This window comes from Microbacterium umsixpiens, from assembly GCF_053543675.1.
This window is the reverse complement of sequence record NZ_JBLVOH010000079.1, coordinates 10,654-14,156: the sequence shown is the minus strand read 5'-3', so window position 1 is coordinate 14,156 and position 3,503 is coordinate 10,654. Positions and strand designations below refer to the sequence as shown.

Annotated in this window: 4 protein-coding genes; 2 read left to right on the top strand and 2 right to left on the bottom strand. The window is 70.7% G+C overall.

Annotated elements, in window-relative coordinates:
- A partial coding sequence (locus tag ACNPM4_RS08190) for a nuclear transport factor 2 family protein (RefSeq protein WP_448985357.1) occupies positions 1 to 457 on the bottom strand: 457 nt, incomplete at its 3' end.
- Positions 454 to 1,287, bottom strand: coding sequence for an SDR family NAD(P)-dependent oxidoreductase (locus ACNPM4_RS08185; RefSeq protein ID WP_372467451.1), 834 nt, complete (start codon positions 1,285 to 1,287; stop codon positions 454 to 456). The genes ACNPM4_RS08190 and ACNPM4_RS08185, both read right to left, overlap by 4 nt.
- 73 nt (positions 1,288 to 1,360) lie before the next feature.
- On the opposite strand from ACNPM4_RS08185, the gene ACNPM4_RS08180 reads away from it, so the two are divergent.
- Both ACNPM4_RS08180 and ACNPM4_RS08175 read left to right on the top strand, forming a co-directional pair.
- Complete coding sequence (locus tag ACNPM4_RS08180; protein WP_448985356.1) at positions 1,361 to 2,179, top strand: SDR family oxidoreductase; 819 nt, start codon at positions 1,361 to 1,363, stop codon at positions 2,177 to 2,179.
- Complete coding sequence (locus tag ACNPM4_RS08175) at positions 2,176 to 3,396, top strand: acetyl-CoA C-acetyltransferase (protein WP_448985355.1); 1,221 nt, start codon at positions 2,176 to 2,178, stop codon at positions 3,394 to 3,396. Before ACNPM4_RS08180 ends, ACNPM4_RS08175 begins: the two co-directional genes overlap by 4 nt.
- Positions 3,397 to 3,503: the final 107 nt, after the last annotated feature.

Sequence of the window (3,503 nt, the reverse complement as noted above, 5' to 3'; positions counted from 1 at the left end):
GGCCCCGTGGTCCGTCGCCCTCCGGTTCACGCAGTCGCCCGGCATCCGAGCGGGTCCATTCGCGCACGGCGGTGCGCTCGACGATGCGCCAGCCGTCGGGGTCGCGGCGGACATGATCGAGGTAACGGAAGCCGCTCGTGAAGTTGAGGGACTCGTCGTCGGACGGCGTACCCCAGTGCACGGCCGTGCCGTACGTCTCGGCGAAGGCATGATCGCCGTGGAGCTCGACCCGGTGGTTCCCGACGAGGTGCATGGTGCCGTCGAACACGGCCGTCCGCTCGCGCAGCCAGGCCACGTAGTCGTCGGCCGTTCCGGAGAAGCCGGTGTGGTGGTCGACGCCGTCTCGCGCGTAGACGCTGCGGACCGCCGCGTAGTCGGCGCGGTCGACGGCCGAGCAGTAGCGCAGGACCAGGTCGTGGATCTGCTGACGATCCATGAGCTCGGCGAGCGTGTTCATGCCTGATCCGGCATGTTCGTCCAGCCGCGACCGGATGCCTTGCCGTACCAGCCGGCTGCGGCCAGTGTTCCGCCGTCGACGGGGATCGTGTGACCCGTGATGAACGCAGCGTCGCGCGAGGCGAGGAAGGCCACCACTCCCGCGAAGTCCTCGGGTGTCCCGAAGCGTCCGGCGGGAAGCCAGGATCGCAGCAGCGCGGGGTCGCGGCCGGCCAGCATGAGCTCGGCCGGGGTCTGCGCGGTGTCGGCGAGGTCGGGGGCGATGGCGTTGACCCGGATGGCGGAGGGCCCGAGTTCGACGGCGAGGCTTTTCGTGAAAGCGGAGACGCCGGCGTTGTACGCCGAGTACACGGCGTTGCCGGGGATGCCGCGGAACGCCTCGACCGTGGAGACGTTGACGATGCTGCCGCCGCCGGCCGCGATCATCCCCGGCAGGAGCGCGTGCGTCACGGCGAAGACGTGCCAGAGGTTGAGCTCGTGCAGGCGCCGCCACTGGTCGGGCGGGCTCTTGGCGAAGAACGACTTCGCCGGGCGGTAGTCGCCGACGTTGTTGACGAGCACGTCGGCGTGTCCGTATTCGCTCTCGACCCGGGCCGCGAGGCGGGCGACCGTGTCGTCTTCGGTGATGTCGCCGACGAGGACGGTGCAGCGGCCGCCGGTCGCCTCGATGTCGGCGGCCGTACGTGCGGCGGCATCCGCATCGATGTCGACGAGCAGGACGTGGTCGCCGTCGGCGGCGAAGCGCCGGCTGATCCCGCCGCCGATACCGAGGGCGCCGCCGGTGACCACGACGGTGCGGGGATGCTGCAGAGGGACGTCATCGTGACTCATGCAACAAACCTAGCATTTGGTTGGTAGCATGGACAGGTCGGCGCATCGGAGCGCCGCGCTCGGAGGAGGCGGAGTGAGCCTGGTCATGGATTTCGCGGGGAAGGTCGTCGCGGTCACCGGCGGTGCTCGAGGTGTGGGCCGTGGCGTGGTCGAGGCGTTCCTCGATGCGGGTGCCGACGTCGAGTTCTGCGGTCGCTCCGAGCCGACGACCCTGCCGGAGCGCGACGGGCGCGTGGCATCCTTCCGTCCGGTCGATGTGCGCGACGCCGCTCAGAACGAGGCCTGGATCGCGGGCGTCGCGGAACGCCACGGACGCCTCGACGTGCTCGTCAACAACGTCGGCGGCTCGCCGTTCGGCCGATTCGAAGCCGGGTCGCCGAGGTACTTCCAGGCCATCACCGAGATCAACTTCCTCTCCGCCGCGGTCGCCACGAGAGCGGCGTTCCCCGCGTTGCGTGCCGCATCCGGCAGCGTGATCAACATCACCTCGATCAGCGCCCGCCGCCCCAGCCCCGGCACGGCCGTGTACGGCGCGGCGAAGGCGGCGCTGGAGAGCCTGACCCGCAGCCTCGCGGTCGAATGGGCGCCGGAGATCCGCGTCAACGCGGTCAGCAGCGGCCTGGTGCACACCGAGAGCGCGGTCGACCACTACGGCACACCGGAGCAGTACGCGGAGATCGCACGGACCATCCCGCGGGGGCGACTGGCCTCGCCGCAGGAGCTCGGCAACGTCTGCGTCATGCTCGCCTCACCCCTGTCGGCGCACATCACCGGCGCCGTCATCCCCGTGGACGGTGGCGGCGAATGGCCCGCTTTCCTGAGCCACACCCCGAACGCGGACATCGTGCAGCAGGCCGACCGCCTCGACATCACTGGAGGATCCTCATCATGACCGAAGCCGTCATCGTCTCCGCGGTGCGCTCGCCCATCGGACGCGCGTTCAAGGGCAGCCTGAAGGACATGCGCGGTGACGACCTCGCCGTGCAGATGGTGCGCGCGGCCGTCGAGGCGGTGCCCGGCCTGAACCCGGACGAGATCGTCGACCTGATGGTGGGCTGTGCGCAGCCGGCAGGCCAGCAGGGATACAACATCGGACGGATGCTGGCGCTGCAGCTCGGCTGGGACGCGGTGCCCGGCACCACGGTCAACCGCTACTGCGCATCGTCGCTGCAGACGACGCGGATGGCGTTCCATGCGATCAAGGCCGGCGAGGGCGACGTGTTCGTCTCGGCCGGGGTGGAGGCGGTGTCGCAGTTCGGCTCCGGCAAGTCCGACGGCATGCCGGACACCAAGAACCCGCGGTGGGCGGATGCTGCGGCCCGCACGGCGCGCGACGCGCAGAACCCCGACTTCGTATGGTCGGATCCGCTCGAGCGGGGGGAGCTCGAGGACATCTACATCGCGATGGGGGAGACCGCCGAGAATGTGGCCTCCTTCCGCGGCGTGTCCCGTCGCGAGCAGGATGAATGGGCGGTGCTCAGCCAGAACCGCGCCGAGGCCGCCGGCGCCCGCGGCTTCTGGGGGACCGACATCACCCCGGTGCGTCTCGCCGACGGCACGCTCGTGACGAAGGACGACGGCCCCCGAGGGGGCGTCACGCTGGAGGGCATCAGCGGCATGCAGCCGGTGTTCCGCCCGCACGGCACGGTGACCGCGGCGAACTGCTGCCCGCTCAACGACGGCGCGGCCGCGCTCGTGATCATGAGCGACACCCGCGCCGCCGAGCTCGGGCTCACCCCGCTCGCCCGTGTGGTGTCGACCGGGGTGTCGGCACTGTCGGCCGAGATCATGGGCCTCGGGCCGGTGCAGGCGGTGGAGCGCGCGCTCGCCCACGCCCGTATGTCGATCGGCGACATCGACATCCTCGAGATCAACGAGGCGTTCGCCGCGCAGGTGATTCCCTCGATCGCCGACATCGGCATCGACCCCGACCGCGTGAATGTGAACGGCGGCGCGATCGCCCTCGGTCACCCCTACGGCATGACCGGTGCCCGCATCACCACGACCGCGATCAACGCGCTCCGCGAGCGCGACGAGCAGTTCGCCGTCGAGACGATGTGCACCGCCGGCGGCCAGGGCATGGCCATGGTGCTCGAGCGTCTGAGCTGACGCACGCCGTCCGGCGGGCGCGGGCTACTGCTCCTCGGCCTGGAACGTCACGGTGGAGGTGCGCGGGGCGCCGTCGCCGAGCAGGGTGAGTGTCAGCGTCGTCGGCC

Excerpts from the sequence above, each read along its gene's own strand:
- ACNPM4_RS08175 (WP_448985355.1), top strand. The coding sequence starts at position 2,176 with ATGACCGAAGCCGTCATCGTCTCCGCGGTGCGCTCGCCCATCGGACGC.
- ACNPM4_RS08185 (WP_372467451.1), bottom strand. The coding sequence starts at position 1,287 with ATGAGTCACGATGACGTCCCTCTGCAGCATCCCCGCACCGTCGTGGTC.